At 73.1% G+C, this 20,366-nt stretch carries 12 protein-coding genes and 1 pseudogene; 4 read left to right on the top strand and 9 right to left on the bottom strand.

Annotated features, from left to right (window positions below; translation table 11 throughout):
* Window positions 1-170 precede the first annotated feature (170 nt).
* From ABZ576_RS13875 to ABZ576_RS13885, 3 genes are read right to left on the bottom strand one after another with little or no spacing between them, the layout of a single operon-like run.
* Window positions 171-1,115 (bottom strand): carbohydrate ABC transporter permease, encoded by a 945-nt coding sequence (locus ABZ576_RS13875; RefSeq protein WP_360739668.1) that lies wholly within the window; start codon window positions 1,113-1,115, stop codon window positions 171-173.
* Window positions 1,112-2,137 (bottom strand): ABC transporter permease subunit, encoded by a 1,026-nt coding sequence (locus ABZ576_RS13880; protein WP_360739669.1) that lies wholly within the window; start codon window positions 2,135-2,137, stop codon window positions 1,112-1,114. The genes ABZ576_RS13875 and ABZ576_RS13880 overlap by 4 nt, the downstream gene beginning before the upstream one ends.
* Window positions 2,134-3,834, bottom strand: a complete 1,701-nt coding sequence (locus tag ABZ576_RS13885) for an extracellular solute-binding protein (protein ID WP_360739671.1) — start codon at window positions 3,832-3,834, stop codon at window positions 2,134-2,136. The genes ABZ576_RS13880 and ABZ576_RS13885 overlap by 4 nt, the downstream gene beginning before the upstream one ends.
* A gap of 345 nt (window positions 3,835-4,179) precedes the next feature.
* On the opposite strand from ABZ576_RS13885, the gene ABZ576_RS13890 reads away from it, so the two are divergent.
* Window positions 4,180-7,014 (top strand): glycoside hydrolase family 3 C-terminal domain-containing protein, encoded by a 2,835-nt coding sequence (locus ABZ576_RS13890; RefSeq protein ID WP_360739672.1) that lies wholly within the window; start codon window positions 4,180-4,182, stop codon window positions 7,012-7,014.
* Between the two features lie 226 nt (window positions 7,015-7,240).
* Here ABZ576_RS13890 and ABZ576_RS13895 read toward each other — a convergent pair whose 3' ends face one another.
* From ABZ576_RS13895 to ABZ576_RS13905, 3 genes are all read right to left on the bottom strand, one after another.
* On the bottom strand, window positions 7,241-8,686 hold the full coding sequence (locus ABZ576_RS13895; RefSeq protein ID WP_360739673.1) for an aldehyde dehydrogenase family protein: 1,446 nt from the start codon (window positions 8,684-8,686) through the stop codon (window positions 7,241-7,243).
* A gap of 520 nt (window positions 8,687-9,206) precedes the next feature.
* Entirely contained in the window at window positions 9,207-10,784 is a 1,578-nt protein-coding gene (locus ABZ576_RS13900) for a PucR family transcriptional regulator (RefSeq protein WP_360739674.1), read from the bottom strand.
* A gap of 158 nt (window positions 10,785-10,942) precedes the next feature.
* Window positions 10,943-13,090, bottom strand: a complete 2,148-nt coding sequence (locus ABZ576_RS13905; protein WP_360739676.1) for an ATP-binding protein — start codon at window positions 13,088-13,090, stop codon at window positions 10,943-10,945.
* Between the two features lie 290 nt (window positions 13,091-13,380).
* Between ABZ576_RS13905 and gabT the strand changes: the two genes are divergently transcribed.
* Window positions 13,381-14,715 carry a 4-aminobutyrate--2-oxoglutarate transaminase gene (gene gabT / locus ABZ576_RS13910; RefSeq protein WP_360739678.1) on the top strand — a complete coding sequence of 445 codons (1,335 nt, stop codon included), beginning with the start codon at window positions 13,381-13,383 and terminating at the stop codon, window positions 14,713-14,715.
* Between the two features lie 456 nt (window positions 14,716-15,171).
* Window positions 15,172-15,807 (top strand): annotated as a pseudogene (locus ABZ576_RS13915) (phosphatase PAP2 family protein); the annotation flags it as partial.
* Here the strand turns inward: ABZ576_RS13915 and ABZ576_RS13920 are convergent.
* The 3 genes from ABZ576_RS13920 to dnaA all read right to left on the bottom strand — a co-directional run bounded on the left by ABZ576_RS13920 (window position 15,749) and on the right by dnaA (window position 20,036).
* A complete protein-coding gene (locus ABZ576_RS13920; protein ID WP_360739679.1) occupies window positions 15,749-17,569 on the bottom strand; it encodes a glycoside hydrolase family 18 protein in 1,821 nt (606 codons plus the stop codon). The pseudogene ABZ576_RS13915 and the gene ABZ576_RS13920 overlap by 59 nt on opposite strands.
* Window positions 17,570-17,654: 85 nt before the next feature.
* On the bottom strand, window positions 17,655-18,113 hold the full coding sequence (locus ABZ576_RS13925) for a hypothetical protein (RefSeq protein WP_360739681.1): 459 nt from the start codon (window positions 18,111-18,113) through the stop codon (window positions 17,655-17,657).
* A 108-nt stretch (window positions 18,114-18,221) separates the two neighbouring features.
* A complete protein-coding gene (gene dnaA / locus ABZ576_RS13930; RefSeq protein WP_360739682.1) occupies window positions 18,222-20,036 on the bottom strand; it encodes a chromosomal replication initiator protein DnaA in 1,815 nt (604 codons plus the stop codon).
* Between the two features lie 177 nt (window positions 20,037-20,213).
* Between dnaA and ABZ576_RS13935 the strand changes: the two genes are divergently transcribed.
* The gene (locus ABZ576_RS13935; RefSeq protein WP_360739684.1) at window positions 20,214-20,363 is read left to right on the top strand and encodes a hypothetical protein; all 150 of its coding nucleotides are present in this window, start codon (window positions 20,214-20,216) and stop codon (window positions 20,361-20,363) included.
* Window positions 20,364-20,366 lie beyond the last annotated feature (3 nt).

The following is a 20,366-nucleotide window of genomic DNA, read 5'->3' on the forward strand; positions in this document are numbered from 1 at the left end:
GCGGAGCGCCTCGAAGGGACGCGGGGAACCACGCGGTCGGCCCCCGCGCACCCGCAGTCGACGGCGGCACCGCACCGCCCCTTCGAACGGGTGCCGTCGGCTGGGGGGTGTCTCGTCGATCAGGCCGGATCAGCGACGCCGGGCGCCCGGGACGACCGGTGAGACACCCCCTAGCCCTTCACCGCCCCCGTCAGCATCCCCTTGCGGAAATGCTTCTGGACGAACGGCGAGAGCACGGCCACCGGCAGCAGGGCCAGGACCATCACGGCCATCTGGATGGCGAGCGGCGACAGCTGTCCGGTGTTGATCTGGGCCGACAGCCCCACCGGCCGCTCCTGCTTCTGGACCAGCTGGATCATGACGTTCTGCAGCGGCATCATCTTCTGGTCGGTCAGGTAGATCGAGGCGTTGAACCAGGCGCTCCAGTAGCCGACCGCGTAGAAGAGGGTGATCACCGCCAGCACGGCCCGGGACAGCGGCAGCACGATCCGCCACAGGATGCGCCAGTCCCCCGCCCCGTCGATCCGCGCGCTGTCGAGGAGTTCGGGCGAGATGCCCATGAAGAAGCCGCGCAGCACCAGGATGTTGAAGACGCTCACCGCGCTCGGCAGGATCAGCGCGAGGTAGGTGTCGGTCAGGCCGAGTGCCTGGACCAGCAGGTACGTCGGGATCAGGCCCGCGCCGAAGAACATCGTCGCGAGCAGCGTCAGCAGGATCCAGCGGTGCCCCAGTGAGCCCCGGCGCGACAGGCCGTAGGCGCACAGCACGGACACCGTCATGCTGAACACGGTGCCCACGAGTGTCACCCCGACGCTGACCAGCGCGGCCCGCTGCACCTGGCCGCCGCCGAGCAGTTCCTGGTAGGCGACGAAGGTGACGCCCTCGGGGATCACCACGAGGCCGCCCGTCTCGTCGATGACCTGCTTCGGGGACAGGCTGGTGACGACGACGATCCACAGCGGGAAGAGCACGGCGAAGCAGGCGATCCCGAGGACCAGCCCCTTCGCGGCGAGCCCGGCCCGCGTCGGCCTCTCCTCCCAGGACGGCCGGGGCGGAGCCGCCCACCGGCCGCGCCGTTCACGTTCCACGAGAGGCCGGTCGGCCACGGCGCTCATTTCTCGTACACCCCCTGTTCGCCCGTGAGGTGGGCCACCTTGTTCGCCACGAGGACGAGGGTCAGTCCGACGACCCCCTTGATCAGGCCGGCGGCCGCCGCGTAACTGAAGTCCTGGTTGCGGATGCCGTTCCACCACACGTAGGTGTCGAGCACCTCGGACGCGTCCGGGCCGACCGCCTGCCGCTGGAGCAGGAACTGCTCGAAGCCGACGGTGAGGGCGTCGCCGACGCGCAGCACGAGCAGCAGGGCGATCACCGGCCGCAGCGCGGGCAGCGTGATGTGCCACATGCGGCGCCGGCGCCCGGCGCCGTCCATGGCGGCGGCCTCGTACAGGTCCGGGGAGACGGCCGCGAGCGCGGCGAGGAAGACGATGATGCCCCAGCCGGCGTCCTTCCAGACCATCTGAGCGGTGACCAGGTACTTGAAGGCCGACGGGTCGGTCATGACGTCGAAGCCGGAGTGCCCGTGTTCGCGCAGGGTCTGCGCGAGGACGCCGGCGCCTCCGAAGATCTGCTGGAAGACGGTGACGACCAGCACCCAGGAGAAGAAGTGCGGCAGGTACATGATCGCCTGGGCGACCGCGCGCACCCGGGGCCGGATCACGCTGTTGACGAGGAGCGCGAGCGCGATCGGGATCGGGAAGTACAGCACCAGCTGGAGGGCGAAGAGGACGAACGTGTTCTGCACGGCGTGCCGGAACTCCGAGTCCTCGAAGACCCGCTGGAACTGATCCAGGCCGACCCAGGGGCTCTGGAAGACGGCGACGAAGCCGTTGTCGCCGAGGTAGGGGTCGTAGTCCTGGAAGGCGACGATGTTGCCGAGGACCGGGACGTAGTGGAAGACCAGGAGGAGCAGGACCACGGGCAGGGTCATCAGGATGAGGGTGCGGTCGCGCCGGAACCTGGTCCGCAGGCCCGGCCCGCCGTCCCGTACCCGGCCGCCCGTGCCGCCGCCGGACCGCCGCGGAGTCCCCTGCCGCGTCTTCCCTCCGGCCCTGCTGCGGGGCACGGTGCTGGTCACTGCGCCGAGCCGGTCGAGTCGAGCAGCTCGCGGTACCAGTCGCGCAGGTCGTCGCCGCCCTGCTTCTTCCACTCCGAGACCGCCTGCTGGACGTCACCGATCTTCTTCCGGCCGCGTACGACGTCGTCCTCCAGCTGCTCGAAGTCGTCGGCGAGGTTGGACCAGCGGCTGGGTTCGGTGATCGTGAGGCCGTAGAAGGAGGACTTCTTGGTGAAGGCGCCCATGCGCTGCTGCCACTCGACCATGCCCCGGGTGACCTCGGGGAAGTCGGGGTGGGCGACGTACGCGGCGGGCTTGCCGGTGTAGTCGAAGGCGCCCAGGACCTCGTTGACGCCCTTGGTGGTCTTGGTGGGCACGCCCTTGTCCAGGGTGAAGTCGGTGCCCTCGACGCCGTACTCGGCGAGCAGGCGTTCCCTGGTGCCGAACGGGGCGGCGCAGAAGTTGGCGATCGCGAGGAAGTCCTTGATCTGCCGCTCGGACGCCTTCCTGCTGACGAAGGTGAAGATGTTCGCGGGCTGGGCGGCCCACAGCAGCGGGTCGCCGCCGTCGTGGGTGAAGATGTCCATGGCGGCCATCTCGAAGTCCGGGTTCTGGGTGCGCTGTTCGGAGGTCTTGCCGAACCAGTCGGACAGGTCCTGGTTGTAGACGAGGAGCTTGCCCGCGGTGAACCGGGTGTTCGCCGGGTTGGCGGTCTTGCCGGCCTTGTCGTCGGGGTGGACGACACCGGCGGCGAACAGCTTGCGGGCCCATTCCAGGGCTTCCAGGTACGCCTCGGTCTCGACCCGGTTGATCAGCTTCCCGTCCGTGAGGTTCCACCACAGCGCCTTGTCGCTTCCGTTCAGGACGCCGAACGCGTTGAAGGCGGTCCACTTCATGTCGGCGCAGGCCCACACCCCGCGCCTGGCGTCGGTGGCCTCCTTCGCCCAGGCGAGGAACTCGTCGGTGGACTTCGGGGGTTGCCAGCCCCGCTGCGCGAAGACGTCCTTGCGGTAGAACGGCGCGATGTTGGTGACGTAGGAGCCGGGCAGCGGGATCGCGCGCAGCTGTCCGCCGAAGATGGAGCGCTGCCAGGCGTCGGTGGGGACGGCGGCGAGGTTGGGGTAGTCCTTGACCTTGTCGCCGGACAGGTAGGGGCCGAGGTCGGCGAACTTGGCGTTGACGGCGCTGGGGATCTTGCCCATCAGGTTCCAGCCGGGGACGACCACGACGTCCGGGATGTCGCTGGAGGCGAGGACCGCGCCCAGCTTCTCGTCGTAGGTGTTGCCGTCCTGGTTCTGCCAGCTGGTCTCGACGCCGATGGCCGCGTTCATGGCCCGGTAGTAGGCGTTGGAGCCGTCCGGCGGGGTGCCCCACAGGGGTGCCATGACGGAGAGCTTCCCACCGCTGCCGAGCTTCTCGGGCACGGACGTCTTCAGCCGGTCCAGGGCGATGGCCTTGGTGAAGCCGGCGGCGGAGCCGTCCTTCGCGGGGATGTCGGGGGCGACGACGCTGGACGCCACGTACGCCGGGAGGATCTTGCGGGCCGCCTTGCCGGAGGTGGTGCCTTCCTTGCGGCCCGCCTGCCCGCCGCCGCAGGCGGTGAGCAGCGGCAGCCCGCCGCCGACCGCCGCGGTGGCGACCGCGGTGGAGGCGAGGAAGCTTCTCCGGCTCGGGGAGCTCCTCCGGCTGGGGGCGGAGGAAGCGGCGTTCGGCGTCATTGCGTCAACCCTTCATGGCGCACCAGGACACCCGGCGGTGGCCGTCGGCTGCGGTGTCTTCAGTGGATCCGGCTGAGCGGTGGCGTTCTGCATCGCGGGTGATCGAAGCACAGTCGAAGCGCTTCGATGTTGCAGCGAGATTAAGTGAACGCCTGGGGGCGCACAAGGGTCGCTTCCAAGATTCCCCGAACCGCCGACGCGCCCCCCACGAACCAGGAGCCGCTTGCACCGCCGCGGAGATTTCCGCCGTCTTCGCGCCTGACGCCTTGACACCCCGGCTCCGTCCGCGGAGCATCGAAGCGCTTCGAAAGAGCCGTTCCGCTCCTCGTGCAAGGGGAACCCCTCGTGACCGTTGACCCGCCGCCCACGCCGCCTTTCCGCGATCCGGCCCTGCCGTTCGCGAAGCGCGTCGACGACCTGCTGGCGCGGCTCACACCGCAGGAGAAGATCTCCTTCCTGCACCAGTGCACGCCCGCGGTGGAGCGGCTCGGCATCGCCGCCTGGCGCACCGGCCAGGAGGCACTGCACGGCGTGGCCTGGATGGGCCCGGCGACGGTGTTCCCGCAGGCCATCGGCCTGGGCGCGACCTGGAACCCGGACCTGGTGCGGCGCGTCGGCGAGGCGGTGTCCAAGGAGGCCCGGGCGATGCGCGCCCGCGACGGGCGGGTCGGCCTCAACGTCTGGTCCCCGACGGTCAACCTGCTGCGCCACCCGCTGTGGGGCCGCAACGAGGAGGGCTACGCCGAGTGCCCGAAGCTGACCTCGGCCATCGCCACGGCGTACACCCGCGGGCTGCGCGGCGACCACCCCCGCTACTGGCGTACCGCGCCCGTGCTGAAGCACTGGCTCGCCCACAACAACGAGACCGACCGCGCGACGTCCTCGGCCTCCGTGCGCCCGCGCGTGCTGCACGAGTACGACCTGCGTGCCTTCCGGGAGACGGTGGAGGCCGGCGCGGTGGCCGGGGTGATGCCCGCCTACAACCTGGTCAACGGCCGCCCCAACCACCTCTCCCCGCTGCTGCGCGAACAGCTGCGCACCTGGACGGACGAGGAGCTGCTGGTCTGCTCGGACGCGGGCGCGCCCTCCAACCTGGTCGACGCCGAGCACTACTTCGACACCCACGAGGAGGCCACCGCGGCGGCCCTGCTGGCCGGCGTGGACAGCTTCACCGACCACGGCACGGACCCCTCGCTGATCACCGCCCGGGTCGAGCGGGCGCTGGAGCGCGGTCTGCTGACGGAGGCGGACGTCGACACCGCCGTCCGCCGCCAGCTCTCGGTCCGCTTCCGGCTCGGCGAGTTCGACCCGCACCACGACCCGCACGCGGGCACCGGCGCGTTCGACACCCCGGCGCACCGGGCGCTCGCGCGGGAGGCCGCCGAGCAGGCCGTGGTGCTGCTGAAGAACGACGACGCCCTGCTGCCGCTCGCCCCGGACACCCGGATCGCGGTCGTCGGGCTGCTCGCCGACGAGTGCAAACTCGACTGGTACAGCGGCAGCCTCCTGCGCCGCTCCACTCCGCTGGAGGGCCTGTACGAGCGGTTCGGCGCGGAGCGCGTGGAGTTCGCGGAGGGCGTGGACCGGGTCCGGCTGCGGACCGCGGCGGGCGCGTACCTGACCGTGCCGCCGGCGGCCGGCCCCGGCCGGCCGCGGGGGGCCGAGGGCGCATGGGACCCGGCGCTGCTGTCCGGCCGCACCGATCTGCCCCCGCTGACCACCGGCCGGACCGGCACCGAGTTCGCGCTGGCCGACTGGGGCGAGGGGGTGCTGACGCTGCGCGCCCCGGACGGCCGCTACCTCTCGGTCGCCGAGGACGGCCGCCTGCGCGCCTCCGCCGAACAGCCCGGCGGCTGGGTGGTCCAGGAGACGTTCCGCTTCGAACCGCACCGGGGTGGTCACCTCCTCAGGCACCTGGGCACGGGTCGTCATGTCCGGGTCGCCGCCGACGGCGTGGAGGTTGCCGACAGCGGCGACGTCTTCGAGGTGGTGACGGTCGAGCGGGGCGAGCAGGCCGTGGCCCGGGTGGCGGCCGGGGCGGACGTCGTGGTGGTGGTCGCGGGCAACGACCCGCACATCAACGGCCGGGAGACCGAGGACCGTACGACCCTGCTGCTGCCGGAGCACCAGCGGCGGCTGCTGCACGCGGCCCGCGCCGCCAACCCGCGCACCGTGCTGGTGCTGGTGTCGGCTTACCCGTACGCGGTGGACGTGACGCGGCTGCCGGCCGCGCTGTGGACGGCGCACGGCGGCCAGGCGGCGGGCACGGCGCTGGCCCGGGTGCTGGCCGGCGACGTCTCCCCGGCGGGCCGCCTCCCGCAGACCTGGTACGCCTCCGACGCGGACCTGCCGGACCTGCTCGACTACGACGTGATCGGCGGCCGCCAGACCTATCTCTACTTCGAGGGCACCCCGCTCTTCCCCTTCGGCCACGGCCTGTCGTACGCGTCCTTCGCCTATGCCGGGGCGGCGGCCCGGGTGGAGGCCGACTCGGTGGTCGTGAGCTGCACGGTCACCCACACCGGGGACCGGCCCGCGGACGAGGTGGTCCAGCTCTACGGCCGGGCGGTGGCCCCGTCGGTGACCCGCCCGCGCCGCGAGCTGCTGGCGCACCGCCGGCTCGCGCTCGCCCCCGGCGAGACGGCCGCCGTCTCCTTCGAGGTCCCGCTGTCGGCGCTGGAGTTCTGGGACGTGCGGCAGGGCGGCCGGCGCCTGGAGCGGGGCCCGTACGAACTGCTGCTCGGCGCGTCCAGCGAGGACATCCGCCTGCGGACGACCGTGCAGGTGGACGGCACCGATCCGGCGCCCCGTCCGGTGCTCGGGCGGGGCCTCGCCGCAGCCGACTTCGACGAGCAGTCCGGCGCCGTGATCGTGGACCGTGCGAGGACCGCGGGCGACGCGGTGACCGCGGCGCACGCCGGGACGGCCGAACTCGTCTACCGGGCCTGCGACTTCGGCGCGGCCGTGCGCGAGGTGACGGTGCTGGTGGCGGGCGAGGGCGTCGTGGAGGTGGCGCTGGACGGCGGTCCGGTGCTGGCCTCGCTCGCCCTGGACACCCCCACGGCCGGCCCCTACGCGTACACCACGCTCGCCGCCGCGTGCTCCGCCGCGGGTGTCCACGATGTCCGCCTCAGGCTGCGCGGCCCGCTGCGGCTCGCGCACGTCGGCTTCTCCGGTTGAGGGTCCGGAGGAGACCGGCGGCACGAAGGGGCCCGGCGCCGGAAGGCAGCGGCGCCGGGCCCCTTCGGTCGGGCGGCACGGCACCAGGTTACATGAAAATGGTTCCCATTAGCCACAGGAGACCCGGGGGTGGGCGGAACGGCCACGGCCCCCGGGTGCGCGAAACGGCCGCAGCCCCCGCACAGTGGGCTGCGGCCGTTCCGTTTTCCGACCTGTCCGTGGCAGGTCAGAGCGCGAGACCGGTGAGAACCAGCACGCGCTCGTAGGTGTAGTCCTCCATCGCGAACCGCACGCCTTCGCGGCCCACGCCGGACTGCTTGGCGCCGCCGTACGGCATCTGGTCGGCGCGGTAGGACGGGACGTCGCCGATCACCACGCCACCGACCTCCAGGGCACGGTGGGCGCGGAAGGCGACCTGGAGGTCGTGGGTGAACACGCCCGCCTGGAGGCCGTACTTGGAGTCGTTGACCGCGGCGAACGCCTCGGCCTCGCCGTCCACCTTCTGCACGGTGAGGACGGGACCGAAGACCTCCTCGCAGGCGATCGTCACGTCGGCCGGCACGTCGGCGAGGACGGTCGGCGCGAACGAGGCGCCGTCGCGGTCGCCGCCGGTGAGCAGCGTGGCGCCCGCCTCGACGGCCTCCTTCACCCAGGATTCGACACGCTTGGCCGCGTCCTCGCTGACCAGCGGGCCGACGTCCGTCTTGGCGTCGGAGGGGTCACCGGTGACCTGGGCCTCGACGGCGGCGACGATGCGCGGCAGCAGCCGGTCGTACACCGACGCGTCGGCGATCACGCGCTGCACCGAGATGCAGGACTGGCCGCCCTGGTAGTTGGAGAAGGTCGCGATACGGGTCGCGGCCCAGTCCAGGTCGGCGTCGGAGGCGTAGTCGCCGAGGACGACCGCGGCTCCGTTGCCGCCCAGCTCCAGGGTGCAGTGCTTGCGCGGCACCGAGTCCATGATCGCGTAGCCGACCTGCTCGGAACCGGTGAAGGAGATGACCGGCAGGCGCTCGTCCTGGACCAGGGCGGGCATGCGGTCGTTGCCGACCGTGAGGATCGACCAGGAACCGGCCGGCAGGTCGGTCTCGGCGAGCAGGTCACCGAGGATCAGACCGGACAGCGGGGTGGCGGGGGCCGGCTTCAGGATGATCGGGGCGCCGGCGGCGATCGCCGGGGCGACCTTGTGCGCGCACAGGTTCAGCGGGAAGTTGAACGGCGCGATACCGAGCACGACACCCTTGGGGAAGCGCCGGGTGAGGGCCAGCCGGCCCTGGCCGCCGGCGTCCGTGTCGAGCCGCTGGGCCTCGCCGCCGTTGAACCGGCGGGCCTCCTCGGCGGCGAACCGGAACACGGAGACCGCGCGGCCGACCTCGCCCCGGGCCCACTTGATCGGCTTGCCGTTCTCGGCGGAGATCAGCTGGGCGATCTCCTCCGTGCGCTCGGCCAGCCGCTTGCTGACGTGGTCCAGGGCGGCGGCGCGCACGTGCGCCGGGGTGGCGGCGAACTCGTCCCGCACGGCGTACGCGGCGGCCACGGCCTCCTCGACCTGGGCGTCGGTCGGCACGCTCACCGTGCCGACGAGCCGGCCGTCCCACGGGGAGGTGACGTCGAAGCTGTCCTCGCCGGTGACCTGGCGGCCGGCGAGCCAGAAGGCATGGGTGGAAGTCATGTACGAGTCCCGGCCCTTCCGCGTTGGGGGGTGTGCTTGGTGTGCGTGGTCCACGGTAGGGCGGCGGCGACTCGGGGTCGTTTGTCCGAGTCGTAGCAGTGCACGGACCGGGTACTACTGTTTGGACTACTCGGCCCTCCGCACCGCGGCAGTGGACGGACCGGGCACCGCCGTCCGGACGGCCCGCCGCTCGGCGCCGCCCGGCTCGGCCTCCGCGCCGCCCGGCTCCGCCCCCCGGCGCTGCCCGGCTCGGCGCCACACGGCCCCGCGCTGCCCGGCCCCGCGCCCCTCGGCCCCGCGCTGCCCGGCTCGGCCCCGCGCTGCCCGGCTCGGCCCCGCGCTGCCCGGCTCGGCGCGCCTCGGCCCCGCGCTGCCCGGCTCGGCGCGCCTCGGCCCCGCGCTGCCCGGCTCGGCGCGCCTCGGCCCCGCGCCCCTCGACTCGGCGCCCCTTGGCCCCGCGCCCCTCGACTCGGCGCCCCTCGGCCCCGCGCCCCTCGACTCGGCGCCCCTCGGCCCCGCGCTACTCGGCGGAGGTCGCCTTCAGCGCGAGCCACAGCTCCATCCGCACATCCGGGTCGTCCAGGCTCCGCCCCAGGATCTCCTCGACCCTGCGCATCCGGTAGCGCAGCGTGTGCCGGTGCACGCCCAGGTCCGCCGCGGCCGCGTCCCACTGCCCGTGCCGGGACAGCCAGGCCCGCAGCGAGGCGACCAGGTCCCCGCGTCCGGTGGCGTCGTGTTCGCGCAGGGCGCGCAGCAGCCCGTCCGCGAACGCCTTCACCGCGTCGTCGGCCAGCAACGGCAGCACCGACCCGGCGGCCAGCTGCTCGTGCTCGACGAACACCCGCCCCCGCCGCCGCGCCACCGACAGCGCCTGCTCGGCCTGCTTGTACGCCGCCGCCGCCGCGATCGGCCCGGACGGCGCCGACAGACCGACCACCAGGTCATCCTCGTCCGCACGCCCCTGCTCGGGCGTGCCCCGCTCGGCCTCCCGGGCCGCCGCGTACGCGGCGCAGGCGGCCACCGCCGCGCCCCCGTCGGCGGCCAGCGCCACCAGCCGCTCCCCCTCCGGCACGACCAGCACCGCCTCGCCGGAGCGCGCCGCGGCCGCCTCGACCGCCTCCGCCAGTTCGCCCAGCGGTTCGCCCGCCGTCCCGGACTGCGACTCGGCGACGATCATCCGGAACGGCGCGTCCAGCAGCCCGCCGTACAGATCCCCGGCGACGGCCCGGGCGTGGTCCGGCTCCCCGGCGAGGAGCATGCGCAGCACCGCGGTGCCGACCCGCTGTTCGGCGGCGTGCAGGGAGCGGGAGCGTTCGGTGGTGAGGGTGAGCAGGGCGATGGCGGAGTGGACGGCGTACCGCTCGGCCGTGCCGGGCGCCGCGGCCGTGCCCACGGCGAGCGCCGCCCGGGGGCGGCGGCCGGTCCCCAGGGAGTGCAGCTCCACCCGGTCCTCGTGCTCGGGCCCGCCGACCACGGAGGACGCCGGGGCGGGGCGCTCGCGCAGCCGTTCGACCTCGGCGGTGAGCCGGGCGGCCCGGCGGCCGGCCCACTCCGGGGCGGCGGCGACGACGGCGCCCGAGGCGTCGTACAGCGCGGCCCAGCCGTCGACCTGCGCCGCGAGCGCGCCGAGCACGCCCTCGGGGCCGGAGTTCAGGGCCTGCCTGGTCAGCTCGCGCTGGGCCGCGAAGCCGGCGGTGACGGCCCGGTACTGGTCGGCGGCGATGGCCGCGGAGACGGCCTTGCTGATGGCGAGGAAGGGGGTGCGGCGGGGCACCTCCAGCAGGGGCAGCCCCTCCTGCGCACAGGCGTCGACGAGGGCCTTCGGGATCTCGTCGTAGTTGACCCCGACGGCGAAGCCGAGCCCGACCACGCCCGCGCCGGCCAGCCGCCGCACGTACCGCCGCATGGCCTCCGGATCCTCCGCGTCCAGCTTCAGCGCGGTGATCAGGAGCAGTTCGCCGCCCTCCATGTAGGGCACGGGGTCGGCGAGCTCGCTGACGTGCGCCCAGCGGACGGGCACGTCGAGACGGTCCTCGCCCGCGCGCACGGTCAGTTTCAGCGCGGAGTGGTGGACGAGCGAGGCGAGAGTCGGGGGCATGAGGCCTTCACCGTGGAGGATGAGTGATCTTTTGGCCGCCGTGTATGAACGGCCTACGCCGATTCTGCCTCACCGTACGATCACCCGCTGGCCCGCTCACCCCGCCCGGCCCGGACCCGCACACCCGGCCGGTCCCGGCGGACCACCGCCGGGACCGCTCACCCCCGCAGGTCCACCAGCAACGGCGGCGCGTGCTCGCCCTGCACGCTGGTCAACGACAGCACCGCGTGCCCCGCCGGCACCCCGTGAGCCAACTCGGACGCGGACCAGCGCTCCCGCTCCACCTGCCGAACGGTGACGGCACGGGCGGTGGGCGCCTGGCCGGTGATCACCCGGCGCAGCATGTGCACCGCCTTCCCGGCCGGAGTCTCGGCGATGATCTGCCGGTCGGTGACGTCCCGGGTCTCGGTCCACTCCTTGCCCCACACCTCGGCGAAGTCCTGCCCGTCCCAGGGGGTGAGCCCGGACAGCGCCATCCGGCACCCCGTGGCGCCGAGCAGCGGACCGCGCAGCGGCCGGGGCACGTCGTCCAGGGTGCGCAGCGTGAGCACCGCGCCGGCGTTGGCGCTGCGCAGCCGCTGGATACCGCGTACGGCCTCCGGGGTGACGACTCCGGTGGCGTCGTCGAGCAGCAGGCAGGCGAAGAGCGACCTGTCCTCCCGCACCGCCACGGAGGCCGTGAACTGGGCGAGCACCAGCCGGGCGAGGATCCGGGAGGCGTCGGCGTGGCCTCGCTGGGGAAGGTCGATGCGGACCCGGACCGGATGGTCGAGGGCCCTGAGCGAGAACGGCCGGCTCTGTCCGGAGGTGTCGAAGAAGGAGGCGAAGGCCGGCCGGTCGAGCAGGGCGATCCGGTCGGCGAGCACCGTGCCGACGTCACCGGGATGGGCCATCTGCCGCTCCCGGGCGTCGAGTTCCCTGAGCAGGGACGCGTGCCCGGCGTCGGTCAGCCCCTTGCGCAGCGCGGCCAGCGGGCCCGGGGCGCCGTCGAGCAGCTGCCGCAGTTCCGGTACGGAGGGGAAGCGGCCGTGGACGGCGCGGAAGGGGCCGAGCAGCTGGGCGAGGACGGTGGTCGAACGACGGCTGTCGCTGCCCGGGTGCGGGTCGGCGAGGTCGCCGACGAGGGCCTCGGCGAGTATGGCGGCGGCTTCGTCGGGGTCGGTGGTGCCGCCGTAGAGGTCGAGGTCGTACACGGACTCGGGATGGCCGACACGGACGACGACGTCGTACGCCTCGGCGGGGCCGAGGCCGGCGCCCGCCGCGCCGACCACCACGACCGACGCCCGGCCGGCCAGGGCGTGCAGGCACAGCGACTCGGCGAGCGGGCGCACCACGGCCCCGGTCTTCCCGGAGCCGGCCGGGCCGACGGCGAGCAGCGAGGTGCCGAGCAGTTCGGGGCCGAGGGCGAGGCCGGCGCCGCGGTAGTGGTAGGGGTTGCGGGGGTCGTCGGCGGTGGTGCCGAGGCGGACCTGCCCGGTGAGCAGGTCGTGCGGGGCGTGCCGGGCGGGCAGGTCGCGCTCGCCGGACGGGTGCGGGCAGGCGGCGGAGCCGTCCTTCAGCACGGCGCCGGTGAAGGCGCCGAGACTCTGCCGGCCGCTGCGCACGCCCTGCCAGGCCCGGCTGATCCGCGCGTGATCCACGTCCCGCATGAGCCCGGCCCTGGCCTCGACGGCCAGCCGCTCGGCGGCCTCGTGGGCCCCGGCCTGACGCAGCTGGGGCCATTCGGCGGGGTCGTGGTCGGGGGCGGCCGGGCGCTCGTCCGCCGGTGCGGCCGGACGCCACGCGGACGGCCCGTACCGGCGCCAGACCTCGCCCCAGCGGCCGAGGCGTCCGACGACCAGCAGGATGGCGAGGGCGATGACGGTGTAGTACGAGTACCAGAGGATCGCGTTGCCGACGCGGTCGTTGCCCTGGCGCCAGGAGTCGGGCGTGAACAGCTCCAGTGGCAGCACCCACCAGGCGCCGAGGTAGCCGTTCCACAACAGGGACCACACCAGCCAGCCCACGAGGAAGGCGATCAGTGCGCCGCTGAGCAGCTGCCGGCCGGGGATCAGCTCGGGTTCCCGCTCGGGCCGGGGGCGGTGCCCGAAGCGCCACACGCCAGGCGGGGCCTCCGGGCGGGAGGTCCGCAGCCAGGTGAGGAAGGGCGAGCCGTCCGGCCTGGGAGGCATACCGGGCGGGACGGAAGGTGCCGGCGGCGCCGTCGCCGGCATGGGCGGTACCCCCGCCCCGTCCCAGGGCGCCGTAGGGCGCGGTACCGGGTTCGCATGCGTGCCGCGTGCGTCCCGTGTGCCGTCGGTGTCCATCGACCCTGCCCCCTGACCAGCCGTTCCGTCCGCCGTTCCGTCCACCATCAGCGAGCCAATCTAACGCCACCGGAACGGGAGTTCACCGCTTACGCGGCCGAGAGGCGGCCGTCCCGCCCGGGCGGGCTATGTCCACGGCGGACAACCGGACTCACCGACAACGCCCACATGGAGCATGCCCACCCCTCGGAACCGGTCTTAGCCTGCGAGAAAAGAAGGTATGCGTCCGAAAACGCACCGCCCGGAACCGCCCGGGACAGCCGGTACGCAAGATCATCAGGGAGCCCCCCATGACCGCACTTCCGCAGGAGCGCCGCGTCGTCACCGCCATCCCCGGCCCGAAGTCGCAGGAGCTTCAGGCCCGCCGCACCGCCGCGGTCGCACAGGGCGTGGGCTCCGTGCTGCCCGTCTTCACCACGCGCGCGGGCGGCGGCATCATCGAGGACGTCGACGGCAACCGGCTCATCGACTTCGGTTCCGGTATCGCCGTGACCAGCGTCGGCGCCTCCGCCGAGGCCGTCGTGCGGCGGGCGAGCGCCCAGCTGGCCGACTTCACGCACACCTGTTTCATGGTCACCCCGTACGAGGGCTACGTGGAGGTCGCGGAGGCCCTGGCCGAGCTGACCCCGGGTGACCACGCCAAGAAGTCCGCGCTGTTCAACTCCGGCGCCGAGGCCGTCGAGAACGCCGTCAAGATCGCGCGCGCGTACACCAAGCGGCAGGCCGTCGTGGTGTTCGACCACGGTTACCACGGCCGGACCAACCTCACCATGGCGCTGACCGCCAAGAACATGCCCTACAAGCACGGCTTCGGTCCGTTCGCGCCCGAGGTCTACCGCGTGCCGGTCGCCTACGGCTACCGCTGGCCGACCGGTGCCGAGAACGCCGGCCCCGAGGCCGCCGCGCAGGCCATCGACCAGATCACCAAGCAGGTCGGCGCCGAGAACGTCGCCGCGATCATCATCGAGCCGGTGCTCGGCGAGGGCGGCTTCATCGAGCCGGCCAAGGGCTTCCTGCCGGCGATCGTGAAGTTCGCCAACGACAACGGCATCGTCTTCGTCGCCGACGAGATCCAGAGCGGCTTCTGCCGGACCGGCCAGTGGTTCGCCTGTGAGGACGAGGGCATCGTCCCCGACCTGATCACGACCGCCAAGGGCATCGCCGGCGGTCTGCCGCTGGCCGCCGTCACCGGGCGCGCCGAGATCATGGACTCCGCGCACGCCGGCGGCCTGGGCGGCACCTACGGCGGCAACCCGGTGGCCTGCGCCGGTGCGCTCGGTGCGATCGAGACGATGAAGGAGCTCGACCTCAACGCCAAGGCGAAGAACATCGAGGCGGTCATGAAGGCGCGTCTCACCGCCATGGCCGAGAAGTTCGACATCATCGGCGACGTGCGTGGCCGCGGCGCGATGATCGCCATCGAGCTGGTGAAGGACCGCGCCACCAAGCAGCCGAACCCGGAGGCCACCGCCGCGCTGGCCAAGGCCTGCCACGCCGAGGGCCTGCTGGTCCTGACCTGTGGCACCTACGGCAACGTGCTCCGTTTCCTGCCGCCGCTGGTCATCGGCGAGGACCTGCTGAACGAGGGCCTCGACATCATCGAGCAGGCCTTCGCGCGCATCTGAGCGACAGGTCCGTACCTCTGACGGGCGCCTGCGGCAGGCCGTGTGAAGAAGGTGTGCGGGGTGGATGACGGGAGCCGATTCCGTCTGCCCAAGCGCCGTCGGCTGCCGTAGGTTCTACCCCGATGAGAGATACACCCCGCCCACAGGGGACTGTGGGCGACTCCAGGCCGGGGCCTCCCCAGCTTCGACCTGGTCGTGCCCTCGCGCACACCACCGGGGCCTGACGGCTCCGGGATCTCCTCACCGATCGGACGGTCGCCGCCCCAAACCCCCCGGGGCGAGCGACGTTCCGGTCCGGACGGCCGCCTCGGAACCATCCCCCCCGTTCCGGGGCGGCCGACCTCCTTCTCCCTCTCCCCCGGTCACGCCGTGTGGGGCACTTCCCGGGAAGCGTGCCCGCGCCGCGCCGGGCCCCCTGAGCGCCGTCGGTGCCCGGTCGCCTGACAGGCTGGGGCCATGCTTCTCCTGGTCCTGCCGGCGCTCGTCCTCGCCCTCATCACCTGGCAGGTCGTCGTCGACGGCCCGCTGCTGCGGCTGGACGCGGACGCCTCCCGGGCGCTCGTCCACCCGGACCGGTTCGGGGAGCTGCTGGCCGACCTCGGCAACATCGGGGTGGCGGTGCCGGTGCAGACCGTCGTCGTCGCATGCGTCCTGTGGCGGGGCCGGGCCGCCGGCGCCGAGCGGTGGTGGCTGCCGCCGCTCGCCGCGGCCGTGCTCATGGCGCTGGTCCCGGCGGTCGTCGTACCGCTGAAGGAGTGGACGGACCGGCCGGGGACGCCCGTGGTGCCGCCGGCGACCGGCTACTTCCCCTCCGGCCACACGGCGACGGCGGCGGCCGCGTACGGCTCCGCGGCCCTGCTCCTGCTGCCCTGGCTCCGCTCGTCCGCCGCCCGCCGCTCGGTGGTGGCCTGCTGCGCGGCCCTGGTCCTCGGGGTGTCGTACGGCCTGGTCCGCCGGGGCTGGCACTGGCCGCTGGACGTGGTGGCCAGCTGGTGCCTGTGCACCGTGCTGCTGGCCACCCTGTCCCGCGTGATCAGCCGAAGTACGCGTCGAAGTTCTTCTGGAACTCCCAGTTCGCGTAGCGGTCCCAGTTCACCGACCAGGTCATCAGACCGCGCAGGGCGGGCCAGGTCCCGTGGGTCGCGTACGAGCCGCAGTTCGTCTTCTTCGTGAGGCAGTCCAGGGCCTTGGTGACCTCCGACGGGGTGACGTAGCCGTTGCCCGCGTTCGTCGACGCCGGCATGCCGATGGCGACCTGGTCGGGGCGCAGCGGCGGGAAGACGTTGGCGGGGTCGCCGGCCACCGGGAAGCCGGTGAGCAGCATGTCGGTCATGGCGATGTGGAAGTCGGCGCCGCCCATGGAGTGGTACTGGTTGTCCAGCCCCATGATCGGTCCCGAGTTGTAGTCCTGGACGTGCAGGAGGGTCAGGTCGTCGCGGAGGGCGTGGATCACCGGCAGGTACGCCCCGCAGCGCGGGTCCTGGCCGCCCCACTTGCCGGTGCCGTAGTACTGGTAGCCGTTCTGCACGAAGAAGGTCTCCGGTGCCATGCTCAGGACGAACGACGAACCGTACTTGGCCTTCAGGGTCTTCAGCGCCGAGATCAGGTTCACGATCACCGGGGTCTTCGGGTTCCTGAAGTCGGTGTCGTCGGCGTTGAGGTACAGCGAGTGGCCCTCGAAGTCGATGTCGAGGCCGTCGAGGCCGTAGGTGTCGATGATCTTCGAGACGGAGGAGACGAAGGTGTCGCGGGCGGCCGTCGTGGTCAGCTGGACCTGGCCGTTCTGGCCGCCGATGGAGATCAGCACCTTCTTGCCGGCCGCCTGTTTGGCCTTGACGGCCGCCTTGAAGTCGGCGTCGCTCTCCACATTCGGGCACTCGGTGACCGGGCAGCGGTTGAAGCGGATGTCTCCGGAGGTGACCGAGGTCGGCTCGCCGAAGGACAGGTCGATGACGTCCCAGCTGTCGGGCACGTCGGCGAGGCGGGTGTAGCCGGCGCCGTTGGCGAAGCTGGCGTGCAGGTAGCCGACGAGGGCGTGGGCGGGCAGGCCGGAGGAGCCGCCGCCCCCGCTGCCGGCGCTGGTCGTGGCGGTCACGACGGCGGACTTCGCGGACTCGCCGGCGTCGTTCACGGCCGCGACCTGGAAGCTGTAGGCGGTCGAGGGCGCCAGCTGGGAGACGGTCGCCGACGTGCCGCTCACCGTCTGCACCCGGGCCCCGTCGCGGTAGACCGCGTAAGCGGTGGCGCCGGTCACCGCCGACCAGGACAGCCCTACGGAGGAGGAGGTCACGGAGGTGGTCTTCAGGCCGGCCGGCGCGGCGGGCGGCTGTCCGGTGCCACTGCCGCCGGGGCCGATCAGGGTGATGTCGTCGGCGTGGTAGGCGCCGGTGCCGTACCAGCCGTGCGTGTAGACCGTGACCTTGGTGGTGGCGGCCCCGGTGCGGAAGGTGGTGCTCAGTTTCTGCCAGTCGGGGGCGGACTGCGTCCAGGTGGAGACGTCGGTGGTGCCGGTGCCGCTCGCGCCGAGGTAGGCGTAGGAGCCGCGGACGTATCCGGACAGGGTGTACTGGGCGTCGGGCTGGACGGTCACCGTCTGGCTGCAGCGGGCGTTGTCGCTGCCGGCCGGGGTGGCCCGCAGCGCGGCGGCGCCGCTGTGCACGGGCGAGTCGACCGTGGTGCCGGCCGTGCAGGTCCAGCCGGTCAGGCCGGACTCGAAGCCGCCGTTGACCGCGACGTCCGCGTCGGCCGCACGGGCGGCCGACGAGAGCGCGGTGACGCCGGGCAGGGTCAGCAGTGCGGCCGTGACCGCGGCGAGGAGAGATCCGGGACGTCGGGCGCGTCTGGGGCGGTCCACAAGGGCCTCCGTGATCGGGGGAGTTGGAGGGGCGGAGCGCACACAACTTGGTCCAGACCAATCCTCTTGTCAAGATGTCCCGGCGCTACCCGCCGCCGTCCCGCCGCATCGCCAGCCTCGCCGCCGCCTCGTGCATCGCCAGTTCCAGCAGCGCCGGGTCGGTCAGCGTGCCGGAGCCGTCCGGCGGCACCAGCCAGCGCACACCGCGGCCGACCCGCCCGGGGTACGGCACGACGATCCAGGTGCCGGACCCGGCGGTGCGCACACCGGTGCCGAGCCAGCGGGCCGCGGTGCCCGGGGGCACGAAGAACCCGACCCGGCTGTCGCCGAAGTCGACGAGCACCGGGCCGGGCCGGTCCAGGACCCGGGTCAGCACGTCCAGGGTCGGATAGCCGAGGTCACCCGGCAGGATCAGGACGTCCCATGCCTTGCCGGCGGGCAGCAGGGCGACCCCGAGGGGGCTGCGTTCCCACTCCCAGCGGCAGGCTTCGGGATCCGGTGCGACGGACGCCAGCCATTCGACCGCCGTCTTCTCCCCACTCATCGGAAAGCCTCCCTCTCTCTTCCGTTCGACGCGGTCGCGTCACGAGGAGAGAGGCAGCCGTGCGGAGAGCATTACGCGAGTCGCCGCACCTCTTCGGAGTGAACCGGCTCACACCCACCTGTCGGTGTACGGCCCGTCGACCGCCTTGATCCGCGTGGTCAGCTCGGTCATCTGGTTGTAGATGGAGCGCCGTTCGGCCATCAGCGCGCGCAGTTTGCGGTCCGCGTGGTCCACGGTCGCGTGGTCACGGCCGCCGAACAGCTGGCCGATCCGCGACGGGGACAGGTCGGTGAGCTCGCGGCACAGGTACATGGCCATCTGGCGGGCGGTCACCAGGGCCCGGCCGCGCTCCTTGCCGCAGAGCGCCTCGGCGGTCACACCGAAGTAGACGGCGGTCATCTCGATGATCCGCCGGGCCGCGTCCTCCTCGCGGGAGGGTCCGCGGTCCGGGACCAGGTCGCGCAGCACGACGGCGGCGAGACCCACGTCCATGGGCTGCCGGTTCAGCGACGCGAAGGCGCGGACCCGGACCAGCGCGCCCTCCAGCTCCCTGACGTTGCGCTGGACGTGCGAGGCGATGTGGTCGAGCGTCTCGGGCGGCACGTCGATGCCCTCCTGCTCCGCCTTGCGGCGCAGCAGGGTGACCCGCACCGCCTGCTCGGGCGGCTGGATGTGGGTGATCAGCCCGGACTCCAGGCGGCCGCGCAGCCGGTCGCCCAGGTGGGTGAGCTGTTTGGGCGGGCGGTCGGAGGAGACGACGAGCTGCTTCCTCGCACCGTGCAGTTCGTCGAAGAGGTACCGGAACTCCTCCCCGCCCTGGCCGGGGAGGAACTGGATGTCGTCCACCAGGAGCAGGTCCAGGTCGAGGTGGCGCCGGCGGAACGCGTCGAGGCCGCGCCCGCGGCCCGCCCCGAGGTACTCGTGGGCGAGCGCCTCGGCCGTCACGTAACGCACCCGCGCGCCCGGCCGCGCCCGCCGGGCGTGGTGGCCGATCGCGCAGAGCAGGTGGGTCTTGCCGATGGCCGAGGTGCCGTAGACGTAGAGCGGGTTGTACAGGGTGGCCGGTGCCTCGGCGACGGCCCTGGCCGCGCCGTGGGCGAACCGGTTGCTGTCGCCGACGACGAAGGTGCCGAAGAGGAACCGGGGGTCGAGGCCGTGGTCGACCGGGGTCCGGGCCACCGGTGCCCGCGGGACGGGGCGCGGGCCGGTGTCCTCGTCCGCGCCACCGTCCCGCGGCCCGTCCGCGACCGGTCCGTCCTCCCCGGACGCCTGCTCCTCGGCGGCGACCAGCTGGCGTTCGAGTTCCTCGCACCGCCGCTCCGCCCGCACCCGCCGGGCGTGGGCGTCCTTCAGCTCCTCGCCGAGCGCCTCCACCTGCTCCATCAGGTCCTGGCGCTCCCTGAGCAGGGCGGTCACCTGGTCCTCGTACAGCCGCAGGGCCTTGTCCTTCTCGACGGCCGTGCGGTCCTGGTGGCCGTGCAGCTGGCGGATCTGGAGCTCCAGGTCGGCGGCGCGCTGCTGGGCGTCCGCCAGCGCCCCCTCCAGGGCCCGCACGAGGGCCGCGGACCGCACCGACTGGCGGTCGGCGTCGGCGAGTTCGTCCTCCAGCGCCTGCACCCGGTTGAGCGCGGACCCGCTGCTCGCCAGCGCCGTGCGGTGCAGCCGGCGCATCAGCTCGATGGCTTCCGGGGTGGGGGCGCGGCCCTGTGCCTCGGCGACGTCACGGATCAGGTCGTGGACGAACTCCCAGGGCGGTGTGCGGGTGCCGTTGAGGAACCGGGACAGGGAACCGGGGTCCCGGTGCCGGCGGGCGGCGTACCGGCGGACGCTGACGCCCAGCCCGTCGAACAGGCGCCGTAACGCCTCCGCCAACGCCCGCGACTCCTCCGGGAGATCCCCGCCCAACGGCACCAGAACGCTCATCCCGCCCCCTCGGCGCTGCGGTGTCGCGGTGTTGCGGCAGGTGGCAACTGTGCCGGCTGGCGCAACACCGGGCGACCGCACCAGTCTGATCTCCCGCTTTCCGCAGGAGACCAGAAAGGCATATCAATGCGCGGCCCCGAAGGGCGAACCGATCTTGTCGCTTTCCTCGCGGTCCTGGTGACCGGAGCCGTCCTCGTCCTGTCCGGCATCCCGCCCGAGGCGGTGTCCACCGTGGCGATCGGTCTCTCCACGCTGTACGCCGCCTGGCGGGGCGGGCGGTCCCCCGGTGGCCGGGACGGGCGGTCCTCCGGTGGCCGGGACGGATGACGG

The organism is Streptomyces sp. NPDC013455, assembly GCF_040632975.1.
Classification (GTDB): domain Bacteria; phylum Actinomycetota; class Actinomycetes; order Streptomycetales; family Streptomycetaceae; genus Streptomyces.